The sequence below is a fragment of the Xanthomonas translucens pv. cerealis genome, from assembly GCF_006838285.1.
Taxonomy (GTDB): domain Bacteria; phylum Pseudomonadota; class Gammaproteobacteria; order Xanthomonadales; family Xanthomonadaceae; genus Xanthomonas_A; species Xanthomonas_A cerealis.
In genome coordinates this window covers 153374-174443 of the sequence record NZ_CP038228.1, presented here as the reverse complement: position 1 = coordinate 174443, position 21070 = coordinate 153374, and the positions used below count along the sequence as shown (strand labels likewise).

General features: G+C 69.3%; 20 protein-coding genes, 1 other RNA gene and 1 pseudogene. 16 read left to right on the top strand and 6 right to left on the bottom strand.

Annotated features, from left to right (window positions below; all coding sequences use genetic code 11):
* Positions 1-133 precede the first annotated feature (133 nt).
* The 4 genes from E4A48_RS00745 to E4A48_RS00730 all read right to left on the bottom strand — a co-directional run bounded on the left by E4A48_RS00745 (position 134) and on the right by E4A48_RS00730 (position 4416).
* A complete protein-coding gene (locus tag E4A48_RS00745; RefSeq protein WP_039005890.1) occupies positions 134-2305 on the bottom strand; it encodes a RelA/SpoT family protein in 2172 nt (723 codons plus the stop codon).
* Between the two features lie 101 nt (positions 2306-2406).
* Entirely contained in the window at positions 2407-2706 is a 300-nt protein-coding gene (gene rpoZ, locus E4A48_RS00740; protein WP_003470812.1) for a DNA-directed RNA polymerase subunit omega, read from the bottom strand.
* A gap of 112 nt (positions 2707-2818) precedes the next feature.
* Positions 2819-3445, bottom strand: coding sequence for a guanylate kinase (gmk, locus tag E4A48_RS00735; protein ID WP_039005892.1), 627 nt, complete (start codon positions 3443-3445; stop codon positions 2819-2821).
* A 110-nt stretch (positions 3446-3555) separates the two neighbouring features.
* Complete coding sequence (locus tag E4A48_RS00730) at positions 3556-4416, bottom strand: YicC/YloC family endoribonuclease (protein ID WP_142741698.1); 861 nt, start codon at positions 4414-4416, stop codon at positions 3556-3558.
* Positions 4417-4517: 101 nt separating this feature from the next.
* Between E4A48_RS00730 and rph the strand changes: the two genes are divergently transcribed.
* The 9 genes and pseudogenes from rph to E4A48_RS21520 all read left to right on the top strand — a co-directional run.
* The gene (gene rph, locus E4A48_RS00725) at positions 4518-5243 is read left to right on the top strand and encodes a ribonuclease PH (protein WP_003470803.1); all 726 of its coding nucleotides are present in this window, start codon (positions 4518-4520) and stop codon (positions 5241-5243) included.
* A gap of 46 nt (positions 5244-5289) precedes the next feature.
* Positions 5290-5880: an RdgB/HAM1 family non-canonical purine NTP pyrophosphatase gene (gene rdgB, locus E4A48_RS00720; protein WP_039005894.1), complete on the top strand. Its 591-nt coding sequence runs from the start codon at positions 5290-5292 to the stop codon at positions 5878-5880.
* A 103-nt stretch (positions 5881-5983) separates the two neighbouring features.
* On the top strand, positions 5984-7141 hold the full coding sequence (gene hemW / locus E4A48_RS00715; RefSeq protein WP_142741697.1) for a radical SAM family heme chaperone HemW: 1158 nt from the start codon (positions 5984-5986) through the stop codon (positions 7139-7141).
* A 75-nt stretch (positions 7142-7216) separates the two neighbouring features.
* The gene (locus tag E4A48_RS00710; RefSeq protein ID WP_142741696.1) at positions 7217-9586 is read left to right on the top strand and encodes a DUF1631 domain-containing protein; all 2370 of its coding nucleotides are present in this window, start codon (positions 7217-7219) and stop codon (positions 9584-9586) included.
* Positions 9583-9924, top strand: coding sequence for a PilZ domain-containing protein (locus tag E4A48_RS00705; protein ID WP_039005898.1), 342 nt, complete (start codon positions 9583-9585; stop codon positions 9922-9924). The genes E4A48_RS00710 and E4A48_RS00705 overlap by 4 nt, the downstream gene beginning before the upstream one ends.
* A 407-nt stretch (positions 9925-10331) precedes the next feature.
* Entirely contained in the window at positions 10332-11663 is a 1332-nt protein-coding gene (gene pepQ / locus E4A48_RS00700) for a Xaa-Pro dipeptidase (RefSeq protein ID WP_142741695.1), read from the top strand.
* A 206-nt stretch (positions 11664-11869) separates the two neighbouring features.
* A complete protein-coding gene (locus E4A48_RS00695) occupies positions 11870-12463 on the top strand; it encodes a TetR/AcrR family transcriptional regulator (protein ID WP_058197052.1) in 594 nt (197 codons plus the stop codon).
* A gap of 25 nt (positions 12464-12488) precedes the next feature.
* On the top strand, positions 12489-13124 hold the full coding sequence (locus tag E4A48_RS00690; protein WP_142741694.1) for a cytochrome b: 636 nt from the start codon (positions 12489-12491) through the stop codon (positions 13122-13124).
* A gap of 217 nt (positions 13125-13341) precedes the next feature.
* A pseudogene (locus E4A48_RS21520) lies at positions 13342-13530 on the top strand (Xaa-Pro dipeptidase); the annotation flags it as partial.
* A 148-nt stretch (positions 13531-13678) separates the two neighbouring features.
* Here E4A48_RS21520 and E4A48_RS00675 read toward each other — a convergent pair.
* Positions 13679-15010 carry an aminopeptidase P N-terminal domain-containing protein gene (locus tag E4A48_RS00675; RefSeq protein WP_142741691.1) on the bottom strand — a complete coding sequence of 444 codons (1332 nt, stop codon included), beginning with the start codon at positions 15008-15010 and terminating at the stop codon, positions 13679-13681.
* A 3-nt stretch (positions 15011-15013) separates the two neighbouring features.
* Positions 15014-15559, bottom strand: coding sequence for a YecA/YgfB family protein (locus E4A48_RS00670; RefSeq protein ID WP_039005903.1), 546 nt, complete (start codon positions 15557-15559; stop codon positions 15014-15016).
* Positions 15560-15718: 159 nt separating this feature from the next.
* On the opposite strand from E4A48_RS00670, the gene E4A48_RS00665 reads away from it, so the two are divergent.
* The 7 genes from E4A48_RS00665 (at position 15719) to rpiA (ending at position 20965) form a co-directional block, all read left to right on the top strand.
* The gene (locus tag E4A48_RS00665) at positions 15719-17938 is read left to right on the top strand and encodes a putative bifunctional diguanylate cyclase/phosphodiesterase (protein WP_142741690.1); all 2220 of its coding nucleotides are present in this window, start codon (positions 15719-15721) and stop codon (positions 17936-17938) included.
* A 67-nt stretch (positions 17939-18005) separates the two neighbouring features.
* On the top strand, positions 18006-18227 hold the full coding sequence (locus E4A48_RS00660) for a TIGR02449 family protein (protein WP_039005906.1): 222 nt from the start codon (positions 18006-18008) through the stop codon (positions 18225-18227).
* Positions 18224-18517, top strand: coding sequence for a cell division protein ZapA (locus E4A48_RS00655; RefSeq protein ID WP_003471552.1), 294 nt, complete (start codon positions 18224-18226; stop codon positions 18515-18517). Before E4A48_RS00660 ends, E4A48_RS00655 begins: the two co-directional genes overlap by 4 nt.
* A gap of 98 nt (positions 18518-18615) precedes the next feature.
* Positions 18616-18800: non-coding RNA, 6S RNA (gene ssrS, locus E4A48_RS00650), on the top strand.
* A gap of 344 nt (positions 18801-19144) precedes the next feature.
* Complete coding sequence (locus tag E4A48_RS00645; RefSeq protein WP_039005908.1) at positions 19145-19738, top strand: 5-formyltetrahydrofolate cyclo-ligase; 594 nt, start codon at positions 19145-19147, stop codon at positions 19736-19738.
* Positions 19735-20205 (top strand): EVE domain-containing protein, encoded by a 471-nt coding sequence (locus E4A48_RS00640; protein WP_039005909.1) that lies wholly within the window; start codon positions 19735-19737, stop codon positions 20203-20205. Before E4A48_RS00645 ends, E4A48_RS00640 begins: the two co-directional genes overlap by 4 nt.
* 112 nt (positions 20206-20317) lie before the next feature.
* A complete protein-coding gene (gene rpiA, locus E4A48_RS00635) occupies positions 20318-20965 on the top strand; it encodes a ribose-5-phosphate isomerase RpiA (protein ID WP_039005910.1) in 648 nt (215 codons plus the stop codon).
* The last annotated feature ends 105 nt before the right edge of the window (positions 20966-21070 follow it).

Here is a 21070-nt window from a genome sequence, read left to right as displayed (position 1 = left end):
ATAGACACGCCACGATTGGTCAGCCGCCGCCAGATCACGTGCTTGGCAAGCGCGTCGGGACTGAAGCCCTTCCGACAAAAAAGCACACATACGCCGAACTTGCGAAAATCCCGAGTTCCAAGTCCCGGCCCAACTACTGCCGCCGCACGCTCTGCACCGCCGTCAGCCGCCGCAAGCGGCGCATCACCTCGGCCAAGTGATTGCGGTCGCGCACCTGGATGTTGAAGCGCAGCACCGCGGCGTTGAAGTCGCGGTCCAGGTAGTCCACGCGCTCGATGTTGGACTGGCTCTGCGCGATCGCCGCGGCCAGCTGCGCCAGCACGCCGGTGCGGTTCTCCACATCCACCACCAGCGCGGTGTCGTAGTCGCCGATGACGCTGGTGTCCCAGCCGATCGGCACCCAGCGCTCGGGCGACTTGCGCAGTTCGGCCAGGTTCGGGCAATCCAGCCGGTGCACGACGATGCCCTTGCCGGCGGTGTGGTAGCCCATGATCTCGTCGCCGGGAATCGGCTGGCAGCAGTTGGCGAAGCTGACCACGCCGCGCTCGGTGCCGTTGATCAGGATCTTTTCCTGCGAATGCTTGGAGTGGCCGCCACCGCGCAGTTCCGCATAGGCCATCAGCGCCTGCGCGGCCTGGTTCGGCATCCAGTTGCCCAGCGCGATATCGGCCAGCAGTGCTTCCAGGCGCGGATAACGGTGCTCGCTGAGGAACGCGTCCAGGCGCCCCTTGGGCAGCCGCTCCAGCGCGCTGTCCATCGCCTCCAGCGCGCGGTCGAGCATGCGGTGGCCGAGCTGCACCGCATCCTCGTGCTCGAGCTGCTTGAGCTGGTGGCGGATCGCGGTGCGCGCCTTGCTGCTGACCACGAACTCCAGCCACTGCGGCTTGGGCGTGGCCGAGCGTGCGATGATCACTTCCACGGTCTGCCCGCTGACCAGCTTGGTGCGCAGCGGCACCAGCTTCTTGTCCACCCGCGAGGCCACGGCACGGTTGCCGACGTCGGTGTGCACCGCGTAGGCGAAATCCAGCGCGGTGGAATTGCGTGGCAGCGCGAGGATCTTGCCCTTCGGCGTGAACAGGTAGACCTCGTCAGGGAACAGATCGACCTTGACGTTGTCCAGGAATTCCAGCGACGATCCGGCGGCGCGCTGCGATTCGATCAGCTCAACGATCCACGTATGTGCGCGGCTCTGCGCGCTGTTGGGCGAGTCGCCGCCGAACTTGTAGGTCCAGTGCGCGGCAACGCCGCGTTCGGCGATCAGGTCCATTTCCTCGGTGCGGATCTGCACTTCGATCGGCGAGCCGTAGGGGCCGAACAGCACCGTGTGCAGCGACTGGTAGCCGTTGGCCTTGGGAATGGCGATGAAGTCGCGGAAACGCGCGTCCAGCGGCTTGAACGTGGCGTGCACCGCGCCCAGCGCGTGGTAGCAGTCCGGCACCCCACGCACCACCAGGCGGAAGCCGAACACGTCCATCACCTGGTCGAAGGATTTGTTCTCGTCGCGCATCTTGTTGTAGATGCTCCACGGGGTCTTGATCCGGCTCACCAGGCGGTGCTCCAGCCCCTCCTTGGCCAGCCGCTGCGACAGCTGCACTTCCACCTGCGCCATCGACTCGCGGCGCACCACCGGCTGGCTGCGGATGTGCTTTTCGATGATCGCGTGGCGCCACGGATGCAAGGCGCGGAAGCCTAGGTTCTGCAGCTCGGACTTCATCAGGCTCATGCCCAGGCGCTGCGCGATCGGCGCATAGATCTCCAGCGTCTCGCGGGCGATGCGGCTGCGCGCCTCGCCGCTCTGCGCGCCGAGCGTACGCATGTTGTGCAGCCGGTCGGCGAGCTTGATCATGATCACGCGCAGGTCGCGCGACATCGCCAGCAACATCTTGCGGAAGCTCTCGGCCGCCGCTTCTTGGCGGTCGCGGAACTTCAGCTTGTCCAGCTTGGTGACGCCATCCACCAGTTCGGCGACCGCCTCGCCGAATTCGGCGGCCAGTTCGGCGCGAGTCAGCGGCGTGTCTTCGATGGTGTCGTGCAGGATCGCGGCGATCAGCGCCTCCACGTCCAGGCCGAGTTCGGCCAGCACGCCGGCCACCGCCACCGGATGGGTGATGTAGGGTTCTCCCGACTTGCGGGTCTGCCCGGCATGCGCGGCCGCGCCCACCTGCCACGCGCGCCGCAACAGCGGGATCTGCTCGGCCGGCAGATAGCTGGCGCTACGCTCGAGGTGCAGGACGTAATCGGGGATCGCCTCGCCGGCCGGCGACGGCGTGGCGGTGGCGACCTGGGCGGAAGGGCCTGGGTTCATGCGCGAAGACTATGCCAGCGGCGCAAGGACGGCAAACCCGAAAAACGAAACAGCCCGCGGATGCGGGCTGTTCGGCAGACGATTCGAGCGCGGTGACGCGATCAGTCGTCGTTCTTGGACATGTCCTCGTCGGCGACGACCTCAGCCGCGGCCCATTCCAGCGCTTCGCGCTCGGCACGCTCGCGCTCGGATTTCTCGACTTCGTCGATCAGCGCGTTGTCGATCTTGCGCGCGGCGATCTCGCGCAGCGCCAGCACCGTCGGCTTGTCGGCCGATTCGGTGTTGTCGAGGGTGGCCTGCACGCCGTTGGCCAGCTGGCGGGCGCGCTTGGACGCCATCATGACCAGCTCGAAACGGTTGTTAACGACTTCCAGGCAATCTTCTACGGTGATGCGGGCCATGCGGGCTCCCGGCGGGCCAGCGACGGCCGCGCGTTCGAATGAGGGAAAGGGCAGAGATTGTAGGGCGCGAACCGGCCAAAATCAACCGCCCACCATTCAGTTTCCTTTGGAATCAGCCAGTTGGCTGATCCTGCAGCAGCGCCTGGATCAGTCCGGCGTGGCGTTGCTGCTGCGGCAGGCGGCGCAGGCGGCTGGCGACGAAGATCGCGCATATCTCGTCCACCGCGGTGTCGAAGTCCTCGTTGACGATCACGTAGTCGAAGTCGGCGTAGTGCGACATCTCCTCGCGCGCCGCGGCCAGCCGCTGCGCGATCACCGCCTCGCTGTCCTGGCCGCGCTTGCGCATGCGCTGCTCCAGCGCCGCGCGCGACGGCGGCAGGATGAACACGCTGACCGCATCGGGCACCTTGGCCCGCACCTGGCGCGCGCCCTGCCAGTCGATCTCCAGCAGCACGTCGCGGCCGGCGGCCAGCTGCGGCTCCACCGATTGCCGCGCGGTGCCCTTCCAGTCGCCGTGGACACGGGCGTACTCGAAGAAGTCGCCGGCATCGATCATGCCTTGGAATTCGTCGGCGGACACGAAGTGGTAGTGCTCGGCATGGCGCTCGCCGGGCCGCGGCGCGCGCGAGGTGAACGAGATCGACAGGGCGATCTGCGGATCGCGCGCCAGGGTGGCGTTGACGATGCTGCTCTTGCCGGCGCCGGAAGGCGCCGCAACGATGTAGAGAGTGCCGCGCATGTGAGTGGAAATGGAGAACCGGGAATGGGGAATGGGAAAAGGGCCAAGCAGGGCCGCGGGTGAATCGTAACCGCTTTGGCCATTGCCCATTCCCGATTGCCTGTTCGCGGCTACTCGAGATTCTGCACCTGCTCGCGGATCTGGTCGATCAGCACCTTCAGCTCCACCGCCGCATTGGAGGTGCGGCTGTCCACCGACTTGGACCCCAGGGTGTTGGCCTCGCGGTTGAATTCCTGCAACAGGAAGTCCAGGCGCCGGCCGGCCGGCTCGGGCTGGCGCAGCACGCGGCGGATCTCCTTGATGTGGCTGTCGAGCCGGTCCAGCTCTTCGTCCACATCGAGTTTCTGCAGCCACAGCACCAGCTCCTGCTCGGCGCGGCCCGGATCGACCGGATGCGGCAGGTCGGCCAGGCGCGCGGCAAGCTTGGCGCGCTGGCCGTCGCGGATGGCCGGGATCAGTTGCTTCACCTCGGCGGCGATGCGCTCGACCGCATCGACCCGCTCGACGATCGCCGCGGCCAGCTTGCCGCCCTCGCGCTCGCGCGCGGCGACGAACTCGGCCAGCACCTCGTCCAGCAGCTCCAGCGCCGGTGCCTGCAACGCGGCCGGATCGACCGCCTGGCCCTGCAGTACGCCGGGCAGCTGCAGCAGGTCGGCGAACTGCACCTGCAGTTGCGGGAAGCGCGCGCCGAGCCGCTGCGCCAGCACCGCCAGCTGTTCGACCAGCGGCTCGTTCAGCGCCAGCGTCTGCGTGGCGTCGGGCGCGCGCAGGCGCAGCATCAGGTCCAGCTTGCCGCGGTTGGCGCGGGCCGCCAGGCGTTCGCGCAACTGCGGCTCCAGCGCACGCAGTTCCTCAGGCAGACGTACGCCCATTTCCAGGAAACGGTGGTTGACCGAGCGCAGTTCGCAGCCCAGTGTGCCCCAGGGAGTGATGCGCTCGGCGCCGGCGAAGGCGGTCATGCTGCGGATCATGCGGTGTTCCGGTGCGTGCAAAGCGCGAATGGTACCCTAGCGCCCCGCCGGCCCGGCCCGCTGCCGCGGCCGGCCCTCACGCCACCTCCGGATCCAACCCCATGTCCTTTTCCCGTCCCAGTGGCCGCACGGCCGATCAGCTGCGCCCGGTGCGCATCGAACGCGCCTTCACCCGCCACGCCGAAGGCTCGGTGCTGGTCAGCTTCGGCGACACCCGCGTGCTGTGCACCGCCAGCGTCGAGAACCGCGTACCCGGCTTCCTGCGCGGCAAGGGCGAAGGCTGGGTCACCGCCGAATACGGCATGCTGCCGCGCGCCACCCACTCGCGCTCCGACCGCGAAGCCGCGCGCGGCAAGCAGGGCGGGCGCACGCTGGAGATCCAGCGCCTGATCGGTCGCGCGCTGCGCGCCTGCGTAGACCGCAACGCGCTGGGCGAACGCACCATCACCCTGGACTGCGACGTGCTGCAGGCCGACGGAGGCACCCGCACCGCCGCCATCACCGGCGCCTACGTGGCGCTGATGGACGCGGTGAACTGGCTGCAGAAGCGCGGCGACCTGAAGAAGCCGGTGGTGCTCGGCGCGATCGCCGCGGTCTCGGTCGGCGTCTACCGCGGCACGCCAGTGCTGGACCTGGACTACGCCGAGGACAGCGACTGCGACACCGACATGAACGTGGTGATGAACGACGGCGGCGGCTTCATCGAGCTGCAGGGCACCGCCGAGGGCCATGCGTTCCGCCGCGACGAACTGGATGCGCTGCTCGGCCTGGCCGAGCGCGGCATCGCCGAACTGCTGGCGGCGCAGCGCGCCGCCCTGGCGCAATGAACCAGCGCATCGCCCGGGTCACCCTGCTGGTGCCGGAGCCCAAGCCATGAAACTGGTCCTGGCCAGCAGCAATGCCGGCAAGCTCGAAGAACTGCATGCGCTGCTCGACGGCGCCGGCGTCGAATTGGTCGCGCAGTCCACGCTCGGCGTGCGCGATGCCGACGAAACCGGCCTGACCTTCATCGAGAACGCGCTGCTGAAGGCGCGCCACGCCGCCCAGGTCACCGGCCTGCCGGCGCTGGCCGACGACTCGGGGATCTGCGTGGACGCGCTGCGCGGCGCGCCCGGGCTGTATTCGGCGCGCTACGCCGGCGAACACGGCAATGCCGCGGCCAACATCGACAAGCTGCTGCACGCATTGCGCGACGTGCCCGACGCGCAGCGCACCGCGCATTTCTACTGCGTGCTGGTGCTGCTGCGGCATGCCGAAGATCCGCAACCGCTGCTGGTGGAAGGCAGCTGGCGCGGCCGCATCCTGCACGCGCGCGCCGGCGACGGCGGCCACGGCTACGATCCGGTGTTCTTCGACTCCGCGCACGGCCAGAGTGCGGCGCAGATGCCGCTGGCGCTGAAGAACCGGATCAGCCACCGCGGCCAGGCGCTGGCGTTGCTGAAACAGCGGCTGGCGTCGCTGTAGCGGCCGCTGCGCCGGCGCCACCGGTCTCTTTCAAGACGCAGCCCCCGCCACAGCGGCGCGCACACGCCGCCGCGCCAGCACACCGCCCTACACTGTCCGCCTGATGCCGCCGCTGATCCCGCCCCCGCTGTCGCTGTACGTGCACCTGCCCTGGTGCGTGCGCAAATGCCCGTACTGCGACTTCAATTCGCATGCGGCCAAGGGCGCGCTGCCGTTCGACGACTACGTGGACGCGCTGATCCGCGACCTGGACCAGGACCTGCCGCTGGTCTGGGGCCGCACCGTGCAGACCGTGTTCTTCGGCGGCGGCACCCCCAGCCTGTTCCCGGCCGAGGCGATCGACCGCTTCCTGCAGGCGGCCAGCGCGCGCCTGCGCTTCGCGCCGAACCTGGAAATCACCCTGGAGACCAACCCGGGCACCGCCGAGCACGGCCGCTTCGACCGCTATCTGGCGGCCGGAGTCAACCGGCTCAGCTTCGGCATCCAGAGCTTCGACGACGCCGCGCTGCAGCGCCTGGGGCGGATCCACGACAGCGCCGACGCCGAGCGCGCGGTGAAGCTGGCGCAGGACGCCGGCTACGCCAACCTCAATCTGGACCTGATGTACGCGTTGCCGCAGCAGACCCTGGCCGACGCGGAAACCGACATCGCCCGCGCGCTGGCGCTGCAGCCCACCCACATCAGCCACTACCAGCTGACCCTGGAACCGAACACGGTGTTCGCCGCGCGCCCGCCGCAGGGCATTCCCGGGGACGACGCCGCCTGGGACATGCAGGAGCGCTGCCAGGCGCTGCTGGCCGCCGCCGGCTACGCCCAGTACGAAGTCAGCGCCTACGCCCGCGACGGCTACCAGTGCGCGCACAACCTCAACTACTGGAAGTTCGGCGACTACCTGGGCATCGGCGCCGGCGCCCACGGCAAGATCAGCTCCGGCGCCGAGCAGAGCATCCTGCGCCGCTGGAAGGCCAAGCATCCGCAGGCATTCCTGGCCGCGGCCGGCACGCCGGCGGCGATCGGCGGCGACGAATGGATCGACGCCGAGCGGCGCCCGTTCGAGTACATGCTCAATGCGCTGCGCCTGAACCAGGGCTTCGCGCTGCGCGACTTCACCGCACGCACCGGCCTGGCGCCGGAGGCGATCGCCCCCGCCCTGGCCCAGGCGCAGGCCCGCGACTGGCTGCATGTGACGTCCGCACAGGTGCTTCCCACCGAACTGGGACGGCGCTTCACCAACGACGTGGTCACCCTGTTCATGCTCTGAAACGCAGCGTCGGCGTGGTTGCGCCTCTAGAAACGTGTTACATACCGGACCCTGAAATCAAACCACGATCACAGGATGCCATTGTCTGCCACACCGTCGGCAAGCCCGGCGACGCTCGCCAGCGCCACGCTGCCCACGCGTGTGCGCGACATCCTGGAAGCGCTGCAGGCCTTGCTGTGGCAGTCGCTGGAGGCCCCGCTGCAATCGACCCTGGCCGAGCTGGAGCGCGCGCTGTTCGAGCAGGCCGAGCACGCCCGCAACAGCCAGCTGCAGCAGAACGTCTACCAGGAACTGCAGGGCCTGCGCGCGCGCCGCGCGCGCTTCGCGCCGTTCTACAAGGCGCAACTGGAAGCGGCCCTGGCCACGCTGCGGCTGCCACCCGCCCCGCGCGGCCCGCTGCGCCAGGACAAGGCCAGCGCGTCGATGCAGATGCTGACCCTGGTCGCCGACGTGGACATCGACCGCGACATCGTGCTGCACGATATCGCCCGGCGCGAAGCGGCACGGGCCAGCACCCCACTGCAACTGCTCGGCCAGCGTTTCGGCGTACTCGCCGCGCGGCCGGCGTTCGAGGCCGAACACACGCCGCTGGGACCGCACCTGCTGTGCCGGATCCTGCGCGAGGCCGGCGAGGCACTGCAGCTGGGGCTGGACGCGCAACTGACCCTGTACCGCGCCTTCGAGCGCCAGGCGCTGGTCCGCTACGGCGAGATCGTGGAACGCGCCAACGTTTTGCTGGCGCATGCCGGCGTGCTGCCCGGGCTGGTCTACCTGCCCTACGTGGCGCGGCCGACGAGTCCCCCCGATGCGGCCTCCCGCAGCCGTGGCGCGGCACGGCCGGCGCCCGCTGCGCGCCTGGCCACCGGATGGTCCGGGCAGGCGGCGCCGAGCGGCTGGTCCGGACCCGATCCCGCCGCCACTGGCGGCGCAGCCGCCGCTCCGAACGCTGCGCCGGCACGCACGGCGGATACCACCACTTCGGCAGCGCCCGACCTGGCCGCACTGCGGCAACTGCTCGCTGCCGCGCGCGGCCGTACCGCGGGCGCCATGGCAACTGGCGCCGCTTCCACCGCGGCCAGCGGCGTCGCGGCCGCATCCACTCACGCGGCCGCCGCCATGCCAACCGCCTCGCTGCTGCAGGCCTTGGGCGAACTGCAAGCGCAACCGCCGGCGCACAGCACGCTGGCCGGCCTGCGCGGGCGCCGCCAGGTGCGCGACGTGCAGGCGGCGCTGTTGGCCACGCTGCGCGCCGAACATGGCCCGCAGGCGGCGCTGGCGCCGCAGGATGCCGACACCTTCGACCTGCTCGGCCTGCTGTACGCGGAAATCGAACGCGAAGTGCACAGCGATGCGCCGGCCGCCGGCCTGCTGGAGCGCCTGCAGGTGCCGCTGGTGCGCGCCGCGCTGCAGGACAGCGCGTTCTTCGTGCGCAACCAGCATCCGGCGCGCGAGCTGCTCAATACGGTGGCCGAGTCCGGCGCCGCCTGGCTAAGCGAAGAGGACAGCGATCCGCAGCTGCTGCTCAAGCTCAACCAGAGCGTGGACCGGGTGCTCGAGGAGTACGAAGGCGACGAGCAGGTGTTTGAACAGGCGCACCAGGACATCCAGGCGCAGTACCGCACCATGGCGCACAAGGCCGAGATCGCCGAGCGCCGCCACATCGAGGCCGCGCGCGGCAAGGAGCGGCTTGAGGTGGCCAAGGACCTGGCCAGCGCCACGCTGGAGGCGCTGTGCCGGACCTGGCAGCCGCCCAAGTTCGTGCAAGCGCTGCTGCGACAGGCCTGGTCCGACGTACTGACCCTGACCCTACTGCGCCAGGGCGAGGACTCCGATGCCTGGCGCGAGCGCAAGCAGCTGAGCCAATGCATCGCCGAGATCACCTGCCGCAGCGGCGGCGGCGGGTCCGACCCGCAACTGGCCGACGAAGTGCGCAGCGCCTTGCTGCAAGTGGGTTACCACCAGGACGAGGCCGAGGCGATCGCGCGGCGCCTGTCCACGCCGGGCGGCGACGACGCGCTGACCTCGCGTACCGAACTCAGCGTCAGGCTCAAGGCGCGCACCCGCCTCGGCGACCAGGGCGAGGACGACGAGCGGCCGCTGCAGGCGCAGCGCACTGAGGCCGAGCAGGCGGCCTACACACGGCTGCGCGGGCTGCCGTTCGGCACCTGGTTCGAATTCGTGACCAACCAGCAGGGCAACCTGAAACGACAGCGCCTGTCCTGGTACAGCCCGATCACCGACCGCGCGCTGTTCGTCAACCAGCGCGGGCACAAGGCCGCCGAGTACTCGCTGGACGCGCTGTCGCGCTTGCTGGCGCAAGGCCAGGCGCGGATCGTCAGCGAGAACCGTGCGCGCCTGATCGACCGCGCCTGGCACGCCACCGTGCGCGCGCTGCGCACCCTGGCCGGCGCGCCCGCGCCCGCCGCCCCCCTGGAGGACGCATGATCGCCGAAGCCCGCCGCGCGCCGCGCCGCCAGGTCCCGGACATGGTGCCGGTGCTGGACATCATGCAAGACGCGGTGGTCGGCCGGCTCGGCAACGTCTCCGAAAGCGGCATGCTGCTGCTGGCCTGCGTGCCACTGCACGAAGACGCGCTGTACCAACTGCGCTTCGCGATGCCGCAGGCGGGCCGCGAAGTGCAGATCGACATCGGCGTGCACCTGCTGTGGAGCGAATGCGCGCAGGCGCCGGGGCAGGCCTGGGCCGGCTTCCGCTTCCTGACCATCTCGCCTGCGCATCGCGACCTGCTGCGGCAATGGATCAATGCCGGGCCAGCCGGCTAGCGCGCTGGCAGCATCGCTGGCGCCGCTGTAGGAGCGGCTTCAGCCGCGACAACTTCCGAAGCCGGACGGCCCGCCGCTGCGCTCGTCGCGACTGAAGTCGCACAAGGATTCCACCGACGCCGCCGAGCTGCGAGGCCTCTTGTGGGAGGGACTTCAGTCCCGACGCATGCCCGTTCGGAAAATCCACCACTCCGCTCGTCGTGGCTGAAGCCGCTCCAGTTTCCATCGCCTGCACAACATAGAAGAACAAGCTCCGGTAGGCTTGGCAACGGTTGCCGCTTCCCGGCGACGCCTACGCACCGCGCGCCTACGCATGCCATGCGTAGGCGCGCGGTGCGTCAACACGCTCGCGTCGTTTGCGGCAAACTTGGCGCCTGCGTTCCCGCATCGCCGACCGAGCTGCCGCCATGATCCAGCAAGACCCCAGCGCCCTGTACACCGCGCACTTGCGCACGCTGGCGCAACGCGCCGACACCGCGCTGGCGCGCGGCGGCTTCGAGCATCTGCTCGTACCCAGCGGCAGCCCGCACTACCAAGTATTCGATGATCGCGATTACCCCTATGCGGTGAATCCGCAGTTCAAGGCCTGGCTGCCGCTGACCCGGGTGCCGAACAGCTGGCTGGTGCACACCCCGGGGCGCCGTCCGCAACTGATCTTCCACCAGCCGCGCGACTACTGGCACGTGATGCCGGCCGCACCCAACGGCTGGTGGGTCGAGCATTGCGACATCCACATCATCCGCACGCCGGCACAAGCGCTGGCGCTGCTGCCGGGACCGGCCGCGCGTTGCGCGATACTCGGCGAAGCGCAGAGCGCGCTGGGCGACTACGTGCCGAACAATCCGGAGGCGGTGGTGCAATACCTGGAATACCACCGCGCCTACAAGACCGACTACGAACTGGCGCTGCTGCGCCAGGCGCAGCAGCTGGCGGTGCACGGCCACCGCGCCGCCGAAGCCGCGTTCCGCGACGGCCGCAGCGAGTTCGAGATCCACATGGCGTATTGCAGTGCAGTCGGCCAGGACGCCAACGAGCTGCCTTACGGCAACATCATTGCGCTGAACGAGCACGGCGCAGTGTTGCACTACACCGAACTGGAGCGGCAGGCACCGGCGCAGCGGCGCAGTTTCCTGATCGATGCCGGCGCTTCCGCGCACGGCTACGCCAGCGACATCACCCGCAGCTACGCCGCCGACACCGGCAGCGAATTCCAGGCGCTGATCGACGCCATCGACGCCGCGCAAATCCGCATGGGCCAAAGCGTGCGCGCCGGCGTTGACTACAAGCAGTTGCACCTCGACGCGCACCTGGCGCTGATGGGCGTGCTCAAGGACTTCGGCGTGATCACCGTATCGCCGGAAGCCGCGCTGGCCACCGGCGTCAGCGCCGCGTTCTTCCCGCACGGCCTCGGCCATCCGATCGGCCTGCAGGTGCACGACGTGGCCGGCTTCGCTGCCAACGACCGCGGCGGCCGCATCGAGCGCCCTGCCGGCCATCCCTACCTGCGCATGACCCGCGTGCTCGAACCGGGCATGGTGGTGACGATCGAACCGGGCGTGTACTTCATCGACATGCTGCTGGACGAAGTGAAGACGTCCGGCCACGCCGCCAGCGTGGACTGGGAGCGCGTGGCGCAGTTCGCGCCCTACGGCGGCATCCGCATCGAAGACGAAGTGGCCTGCACCGACGGCGATCCGCAGAACCTGACCCGGCCGGCGTTTGCGGCTTTGGCGACCTGACGGCCGCAGGGATTCGGAAATAGCAACAACGCCTGCCGCCAAAGCCCTGCCGCCAATGGCAAGCGGCACGCAGCGCCACGGATCAGCGCGCATCCTGGCGACGTTGAATCGCCGCTTCCGGTCCACCAGCGGCATGCGCGCGGCCGCTTTGACATACGTGGCGCATGCAAATAACATACACTGCGTATGCGAGCTGGACGCCCCCGATGCAACGCCGCCGCTCCCGCACCGAGATGGTCGAACAAACCCGGGCCAAATTACTGGCGACGGCGCGGCATGCGTTCGCTACGCAGGGTTTCGCGCACACCTCGATGGACAATTTCACTGCCGCGGCGGGCATGACCCGCGGCGCGCTCTACCATCACTTCGCCAGCAAGGAAGGCCTGCTGACCGCGGTCATCGAGCAGATCGAGGTTGAGGTCGGCGCACGCCTGCAGGCCGTGTCGGACGCGGCACCCTCCCCGTGGGAAGGGTTTCGCCGCCGCTGCCGCACCTATCTGGAACTGGCGCTGGAGCCGGAGATCCGCCGCATCATTTTGCAGGATGCACGCGCCGTGTTCGGCGACATCCCGCCGACCGCACAGTCGGTGGGGATCGGCGCACTGCAGGCCTCGCTCGAAATCCTGATCGCCGCAGGCACGGTGGCGCCGCTGCATGCGGGCGTGATGGCCCGCATGCTCTACGGCGCCATCACCGAAGCCTCGTTCTGGATCGCCGAACCGGAAGGCGACCAGCAGGCGCGCCTGGCCGACGCGCTGGACGGCCTGGAACGGCTGCTAGGCAGCCTGCTCGCCCGCTGAACGATCGCTACCAGGAGTTCCTCTCATGCAATGGCGCACTACCGCAAATCGCTTCGGCTTCGTCGCCAAGCTGTTCCACTGGACCACCGCCGCCGCGTTCATCGGCGCCTACGTTGTCGTCTACTACGTCATCTGGTTCATGGACGATACCTCCGACGCGTCCTTGCCGGTGCTCAACATCCATTGGGTGCTCGGCCTGCTGGTCGGCTTCCTGGTGCTACCGCGGCTGCTGTGGCGGTGGCTGGACGTGCAGCCGGACGATCCGCCGGGATCGCCGCTGGAACATCGGCTCGCGCATGCCGCGCACTGGGGTCTGTACGCCCTGCTGATCGTCATGCCGCTGACCGGCTACGTGGGCACCGGCGCCGACACCGACTTCGGCCTGTTTCGAATCACCGGATTCAACGAGACCCGGCTGTTCGCGTGGATCAGCCAGCGCTTCGCCCTGAGCTGGGAAGCGTTCGAAGCGCCCATCGATGTCGTGCATCATTTCATCGGCAAATGGATCGCGTGGCTGGTCGTTGCGCTGCACATCGCCGCGGCGCTGTTCCACCACTGGGTGCGCCGCGATGACGTGCTCGCGCGCATGCTGCCGTGGCGGACGAAGGGCGCGGCGCCTGCGCCCGCACCAGCCGGCGAGAGCGGCACTCCGACGCCCTGAGCTGCGACGCCTGGCGACCACGGCTTGCCGCGAATCACGCGCCCGGCAGCGGCACCGGTTCGCTAGCCGGCAGCGGCCAGCGCAGCAGCAAGGCGGTGCCACCCGTGCCCGAGGGCCGGCAGGTTGCATCACCGCCGTGCGCCTGGGCGATGGCCTTGACCACGGCCAGGCGGCCCAGGCCGCCAGCCTCTGCTCCAGGTCGGCCTGTGCCACCGCACGGCCACCGCCAATGCCGCCCAGGCTCAGCAGAAGATTCACGCCAACTCGCGAACCGGGTGTGTACTTCATCGACATGCTGCTGGACGAGGCGAAGCAGGGCGGCCACACCGCCAGCATCGACAGGGACCGCGGCATCTACATCGGGGACGAAGTGGCCTGCACCGCCAGCGATACGGAGAACCCGACCCTGGCCAGCGTGTTTTGCCGCTTAGCGCAACGGCCTCCGCAACGGAGGTCGCGGCCAGCCCTTTGGGAACCGGAAATCGCAAGAGCGAGCGCGATCACATGAGGTTCCGCTTACGGCCATCCATGTCACGCACAGCCTGCCGCTTTTCCTATTTCCTATTGCCAGCCATTAACCCCTCGATCTCCTCGGTGCTGCGCGCCAGCGCCGCGGTCAGTACGCGGTGGCCGTCGTCGGTGATCAGCACGTCGTCTTCGGTGCGGATGCCGATACCGCGCCACTTCGCGTGGACCGCCTTGTCGTCGGGCGCGATGTACAGGCCCGGCTCGATGGTGAAGACCATGCCCGGCTCCAGCAGACGCGACGCGCCGGCCAGCTTGTAGTCGCCGACGTCGTGCACGTCCAGGCCGAGCCAGTGCCCGGTCTTGTGCCGGTAGAAGCGCTGGTAGCCGCCATCGGCCAGGTTCTGTTCCAGCGTGCCCTTGAGCAGGCCCAGCCGCAGCAAGCCTTCGGTGAGGGTCTGCACCGCCGCCAGGTGCCCGGCCTCGTAGGCCACGCCCGGCCGCGCCTGCGCCAGCGCCGCCGCATGCGCCGCGCCGACCAGATCGTGCAGCGCGCGCTGCTCGGCGCTGAAGCGGCCGCTCACCGGGAAGGTCCGGGTGATGTCGGCGGCATAGCCGCGGTACTCGGCGCCGGCGTCGACGAGCACCAGCTCGCCGTCGCGCAGGCGCGCGGCGTTGGCGCGGTAGTGCAGCACGCACGCGTTGGCGCCGCTACCGACGATGCTGCCGTAGGCCGGCCAGGCGTCGCCGGCGCGGAACTCGCGTTCGATCTCGGCCTGCAACTGGTACTCATGGATGCCCGGCCGCGCCAGCCGCATCGCCGCGCGATGCGCGGCCACGCTGAGGTCGGCGGCGACCTGCATCAGCGCGATCTCGTCGCGCGACTTGAACAGGCGCTGCTCATGCAGCAGATGGCCCAGTTCCAGGAACTCGTGCGGCGGCTCCGCGCCATGCCGCATCTGGGCGCGCACCCGATTGACCCAGCCGATCAGCTTGAGGTCGAAATCCACATCGCGGCCGAAGTGGTAGTACACCCGCGAGCGGCCTTCCAGCAGGCCCGGCAGGATCTCGTCGAGGTCCTCGATCGGATACGCATCGTCCATGCCGTAGCGTTCCACCGCGCCGTCCTGGCCTTCCCGCGGACCGTCCCAGGCCTCGCGCTCGGGATCGCGCTCGCGGCAGAACAGCAGCGTCTCGCCGTGCTTGCGGCCCGGCACCAACACCAGCACCGCTTCCGGCTCGGGGAAACCGCACAGGTACCAGAAGTCCGAATCCTGCCGGTACGGGTAATGGGTGTCGTGGCTGCGCACCCGCTCCGGTGCGCTCGGCAACACCAGGATGGCGTGGTCGCCGGCCATGTCCATCAACTGTTTGCGCCGACGCGCGTATTCGCCCGCGCCGATGCCGGTGAGTCGTTTCATCGCTCAGTTCAGGCGTTGCCGATGGCGCGGGCCGAGCACGCAGTCGCTGTGCAGCAGCAGCGCGGCCACGCGCACGAATTCCTCGATCTCGGCCAGCGCGTCCTCGTCCTCGTCGGCGCTGTCGAAATCGTCGGTGCTGGCCTGGGCCAGCCGCGCCAGGTCCTGCAGCGACTCTTCGCCCTCTTCCGACAACGGCGGCTTGGCGCCGGCGGCCAGGCCGAAACCGCCGAGAAAGCCGCGGCACCAGTCGAACAGGGCGTCGGCGCGCTCGGACAGCGGTGCGCCTGCATCGGCCAGCACCAGGTCGAAGGCGAAGTCGCGGTCCTCCAGCTGCGCTGCGCTGGCCTCGCGCAGCCGGTCCAGCACGTCGCCGCGGCGCGGCGTGGCGATGCCGGCATCGGCCAGCACCGCCGCCGGCCACGCCGCCAGGTCGGCGCCGCCGCCGGCCAGCCAGCCGCACAACGCGCCGTGGAGTTCGGCCGCCGACGCGGCCAGGCCCAGTTGCTGGCTGGCTTGGGTGACGTCGTCGGCGCTGGGAAGTTCGATCATGGACGCAAGGCCTGGTGTGCGCTGGCCACGGGAGTCGGGGCCAGCGGCGGAGCGGGTCTGCGCAGTGTAGCAATCCACATGTGCCGCGCTGCTTGTGAAGGCTTCCGGCAGGCGCCTACACTCCACTATCCCTTCCCTGACCGAAGCCCTGTTCCCGCCATGTCGATCGAGCACGTCGCTGCGGGAATTGTCGGCCATGCCGGCATGGACTGGCGTTGGTGCTGGGCCGCCGCCGCCGCGGTACTGGCGGTGGCCACGGTGATCTCCGCGCTGCAGGCGCTGCACTGGCGGCGGCGCATGCAACAGCAGTTGCAGCACCAGCAGCAGCTGCAGCAGCGCGACCGCCACCTGAAACTGGCGCTGTGGGGCTCCGGCGAGCACTTCTGGGATTACGACCTGCAGCAGCGCAAGCTGCGCCGCATGCGCGCCGACGAAGCTGCGCCGCATGCGCAGGAGATCACCATGGTGATCCGCGAGGACGACCCGCTGCGCATCCATCCCGACGACGTGCCGCAGGCCAAGCGCACGCTGCGCGAGCACCTGGAGGGACTGACCCCGGTGTACGTGGCCGAATACCGGGTGGACCTGGCAGGCGACGGCGTGTGGCTGTGGGCGCGGGTGCGCGGCCGCGTGGTCGACTACAGCGCCGACGGCAAGCCGCGCCGGCTCGCCGGCACCGCACGCGACATCACCTCGCACCGCCAAGCCGACCTGGAGCGGCGCATCGCCAGCGAGGTGCTGCGCAGCATGAGCGAAGCGGTCGCGGTGCTGGACGAAGAGTTCCGCTTCATCTCCGTCAACCCGGCCTTCACCCGCATCACCGGCTACAGCGAACGCGAAGTGCTTGGTCAGCCGATCGCGCTGCTCGACCACGCGCCCGAGACCCCGGCGCCGCCGTCGCACGACCACGGCCAGCCCTGGCGCGGCGAAGCCTGGAAGCGGCGCAAGGACGGCCTGGAGATCCTCTGCCACGTGCGCCGCAATACGGTCGTCGATGCCGACCGCCGGCACAGCTTCCACGTGGTGGTGCTGGAAGACATCACCGACCAGAAGCGCGCCGAGCAGGAACTGCGCTACCTGGCCAACTACGACACGCTGACCAGCCTGCCCAACCGCGCGCTGCTGTCCGAACGGCTGGCGCGCGCGATCGTGCGCGCGCGGCGCCAGGGCAGCGCGGTGGCGGTGCTGTTCCTGGACCTGGACCGGTTCAAGGACATCAACGATTCGCTCGGCCATGCGGTCGGCGACCGGGTGCTGCGCGCGGTCGCCGAACGCCTGCAGCAGGCGGCGGGTCCGCAGCACACGGTCGCGCGGCTGGCCGGAGACGAATTCACCGTGGTGGTGGAGGACATCGCCGACCAAGCCGAGGCCGAAGCCGTCGCCGCGCGCGTGCTGGCCGCGTTCGATGCGCCTCTGCAGCTGGAGGATGGTCGCAAAGTGGCGATCTCCTCCTCGCTCGGCATCTCGCTGTTCCCGCAGCATGCGTTGCTGCCCAGCGAACTGCTCAAGCACGCCGACACCGCGATGTACCAGGCCAAGGCCGCCGGGCGCCGCAACGTGCAGGTGTATTCGGCGCGCATGGACCAAGCCACCCGCCACCGCGCCACGCTGGCCAGCACCCTGCGCAAGATCCCGCTCGACCAGGAACTGAAGCTGGTCTACCAGCCGCGCTATTCGCTGCGCGAGCAGCGCGTGGTCGGCGTGGAAGCGCTGCTGCGCTGGCACAGCGCCGATTTCGGCACGGTCTCGCCGAGCCAGTTCATCCCCCTGGCCGAGGAGACCGGGTTGATCCTGGAGATCGGCGAGTGGGTGTTGCGCCAGGCCTGCACCACCCTGCGCGGCTGGCGCGCGCTGGGCCTGACCGAGTTGTGCATGTCGGTCAACGTGTCGGCGATCCAGCTCGAGCGCGGCGACCTGCCGGCGCTGATGGCGCGGATCCTGGACGAGACCGGGGTCCCGGCCGCCAACGTCGAACTGGAACTCACCGAAAGCGTGGTGATGTCGCAGGTCGGCAAGAACGCGGCCACCCTGCACGCCTGCCGCGCCCTTGGCCTGGCCCTGGCGATCGACGACTTCGGCACCGGCTATTCGTCGCTTGCCTACCTGAAGCGCTTGCCGATCAACACCTTGAAGATCGACCAGGAGTTCATCAGCGACCTGACCCGCGATCCGGACGACGAAGCGATCACCAGCACCATCATCGCGATGGGCCACTCGCTGGCGCTGAACGTGGTCGCCGAAGGCGTGGAGCAGCCCGACCAGCTGGCGTTCCTGCGCCAGCACGGCTGCGACGAGATCCAGGGCCACCTGGTCGCGCCGGCGCTGGAACCGGACGCCTGCCTGCAGTTGCTGCGGCAGCCGTTGCTGCTGCCCGCCTGAGCGGCGGCCGTCGCGCCGCCCGGCCGCGTCTTGACCGCCACTCCGGCGCATGCCTATCGTGGGCGCCATGGATAGCCCCGACGCCATCGCCCAGCTCCGCACCCTCGCCGCACGCGTGGAAACGCTGGTCGAGCGCTGCCAGCGCCTCACCGACGAAAACCGCAGCCTGCGCCAGCAGCAGGAGCAGTTGATCGGCGAGCGCTCGCAGCTGCTGACCAAGAACGAGCAGGCGCGCTCGCGGGTCGAAGCGATGATCACCCGGCTCAAGTCGCTGGAGCAGCACACGTGAGCGAACCGGTCAGCGTCCGCATCCTGGACCGCGAATACACCGTCGGCGTCGAAGCCGAGGAACGCGACAGTCTGCTCGCCGCCGCGCGCCTGCTCGACGCGAAGATGCGCGAGGTGCGCGGCAGCAACCGCATGGCCGCGGTGGACCGGGTCGCGGTGCTGGCCGCCTTGAACCTGGCGCACGAACTGCAGCAACTGCGCGACGAGCAGGCGCGGCGCGATCATGAGATGGCACGCACGCTCGCCGATCTCAATCGCCGCCTCGACGGCGTGGTCGATACGGCGCGTTGATACACCCATCGCATTTCGATCATCAACGTGAATTGCCGCGTACTGCGCGACCGACGAACGGACTAGCCAAGCGCGGCGACAGCGCTATACTTCGGTTGCGTTCTCTGCTGTAAACGACAGCGTGTGCAAACATTCGCCTTGTCCCTTAATTACGACCACGGGATGGCGACGGAATCGGGTGTGCAGGTCCGCCTTGTAGCGGGAAGCCCGATGGTTCCCCAGCTATCCCACTTGAACCCTGGGTTCAAGGTCGTTTCGCACGCATCGTCATGGCGGAGAATGCAATATCCCGGAAACGGCGCCGCAAGGCGCCGTTTCCTTTTGTGCGGCCACCGCAACGCGCGCCTGGGCGCGCTCCCCCTGGGACTGGCGCCCGCCAGGCAGACGCCGCATGCCCTCGCGCGCCCGGAGCGTCGATCGCGCCGACCCCGCTGCCGCCGGGTTCGACGTGCCCACCAGCGGGCGGCCAGGGCGCATCGCCGACGACCTCATGCCCGCGCGGCCCACGGTGTGCCGGCCCGATGCCGCCGCGCCGATCGCCGCCAGCGCAGTCGCCCCGTCAACGCCGCAGTAGTCAGTAAGCGCCAGGGCACCGACAATAACGCGGTCTCTTCCCACGCCTGTCCGATGACTTCCGACCAACGCGACTCACTGCGCCAGCAACTGCGTGCGCGCCGCCGCGCGCTCTCCGCGCCCGCGCGCCTGGCGGCGGCCGATGCGCTGGCGCAGCGGCTGCTGAACTTGCCGTTCGCGCCGCAGCACGGCCACGTCGCCGGCTACTGGGCGATGGACGGGGAGATCGCGCTGCACCGCTGGCAGCTGAGCCTGCCGGCCGGCGTGCAGTACTGCCTGCCGGTGCTCAGCGGCAAGACTCTGCGCTTCGCGCCGTGGCGCCCGGGACAGCCGCTGACCGCCAACCGCTACGGGATTCCCGAACCCGAACTCGCCGCCGCGGCGACGCTGGCGCCCGAGCAGATGGCGCTGGTGGTGGCGCCGCTGGTCGGCTTCGACGCCAGCGGTGGACGCCTGGGCATGGGCGGCGGCTGGTATGATCGCAGCTTCGCGTTCCGCCAGCGGCAAGCGCCTGCGCCCTGGCTGGTCGGCGCCGCGTTCGCGGTGCAACAGGTCGCGGCGCTGCCCGTCGCCGCCTGGGACGTGGCGCTGGACGCGGTCTGCACCGATTCCCTCACCCTCCTGACCGCGACCGATTTCCCCGCATGACCGCACGCAAGCGCTACTGGCTGATGAAGTCCGAACCGGATGTCTTCTCGATCGACGACCTGCAGCGGGTCGGCAGCGAACCCTGGAACGGAGTGCGTAACTACCAGGCGCGCAACTTCATGCGCGACGGCATGCAGGTCGGCGACGGCATCCTGTTCTACCACTCCAACTGCAAGGTGCCGGGCATCGTCGGCGTGGCCACGGTGGCCAGCGCCGCGTATCCGGACGTCACCCAGTTCGACCCCGAATCCGACTACCACGACCCCAAGGCCACCCGCGAACAGCCGCGCTGGTACCTGGTGGACGTGGCATTCGAGCGCAAGCTCGCGCGCACCATCGCGCTGGACGAGATCAAGCAGCACAGCGATGCGCTCGGCGAAGGCTTTGCGCTGACCGCGCGCGGCAACCGCCTGTCGGTGTTCCCGGTCACCGCCGCGCAGTGGAAGTTGCTGTTGGCGCTCGAGTAGCCGGAATGGAGTATTGGGGATTCGTCCCCGGCCCTGCCCGCCTGCCACGTTTCACGAATCCCGCTTTTCAACAGCCGAATGGCTGACCATCCCCAATCCCGAGTCCAAACCCATGTCCGAAAGCAAACGCCTGGCCGCCGAAAAAGCCATCGAATACGTCGAAGACGGCATGATCGTCGGCGTCGGCACCGGCTCCACGGTGGCGTATTTCATCGACGCGCTGGGCCGCATCGGCCACCGCATCAAGGGCGCGGTCTCCAGCTCCGAGCAGAGCAGCGCGCGCCTGCGCCAGCACGGCATCGAGGTGCTTGAACTGAACCATACCGGCAACCTGTCGCTGTACGTGGATGGCGCCGACGAGTGCGATCCGAACCGCTGCCTGATCAAGGGCGGCGGCGCCGCACTGACCCGCGAGAAGATCATCGCCGAGGCCAGCGAACGCTTCGTGTGCATCATCGACCCGAGCAAGCAGGTACGCACGCTGGGCGCCTTCCCGCTGCCGATCGAGGTGATCCCGATGGCGCGCAGCCTGGTCGCGCGCGAGATCCTGGCCCGCACCGGCGGCCAGCCGGTATGGCGCGACGGCGTGGTCACCGACAACGGCAACGTGGTCCTGGACGTGCACCACCTGGCCATCACCGACCCGGTGGCCCTGGAGCGCGACCTCAACCAGATCCCCGGCGTGGTCTGTGTCGGCCTGTTCGCGCGCCGCCCTGCCGACGTGGTGATTGTCGGTGGCGAGCCGCCGCGCGTCCTTTGACGCGCGCGGGATCGGGGATAACCAGGCTTCGGCAGGCCATCCCCAATCCCGGCTCTCTTGACTCCCCACGCACCATGCAACAAGGTGCGCGCTATCCCATCTTTT